The following is a 704-nucleotide window of genomic DNA, read 5'->3' on the forward strand; positions in this document are numbered from 1 at the left end:
GCTCGTCCGATCACCTTGACTGCGGATAACCGCACGAAGGTTTATGGTGACACATTGAGCTTAGGTACAAGCTCATTTACTAAGACTGCTGGTACCTATGCCAATAGTGAAGTGGCCACGGCTGTGACTTTGACCAGCGCCAATGGCTACGCTGCTAGCACGACTCGTGCCGTAGGTACGAACGCCAATGAAGTAGTGGCCACATCAGCCACCGGTACTGATGGCTTCTTGGCTAGCAACTATGACATCACGTATGTATCTGGTAGCTTGGCGATCACAGCTCGTCCGATCACCTTGACTGCGGATAACCGCACTAAGGTTTACGGTGATGGCCTCACATTAGGCACATCAGGCTTCACTAAGACATCTGGCACCTATGCCAATAGTGAAGTGGCCACGGCTGTGACTTTGACCAGCGCCAATGGCTACGCTGCTAGCACGACTCGTGCCGTAGGTACGAACGCTAGTGAGGTAGTTGCTACATCAGCCACAGGCACTGATGGCTTCTTGGCTAGCAACTATGACATCACGTATGTATCTGGTAGCTTGGCGATCACAGCTCGTCCGATCACCTTGACTGCGGATAACCGCACGAAGGTTTATGGTGACACATTGAGCTTAGGTACAAGCTCATTTACTAAGACTGCTGGTACCTATGCCAATAGTGAAGTGGCCACGGCTGTGACTTTGACCAGCGCCAATGG

The 704-nt window shown here is 51.8% G+C and carries 1 protein-coding gene; it reads left to right on the top strand.

Annotated elements, in window-relative coordinates; translation table 11 throughout:
* Window positions 1-704 (top strand): MBG domain-containing protein (locus ICE88_RS08420; protein ID WP_216252036.1); only part of this gene is annotated, 704 nt, incomplete at both ends.

It is taken from the genome of Polynucleobacter sp. AM-26B4, assembly GCF_018882285.1.
Lineage (GTDB): Bacteria > Pseudomonadota > Gammaproteobacteria > Burkholderiales > Burkholderiaceae > Polynucleobacter.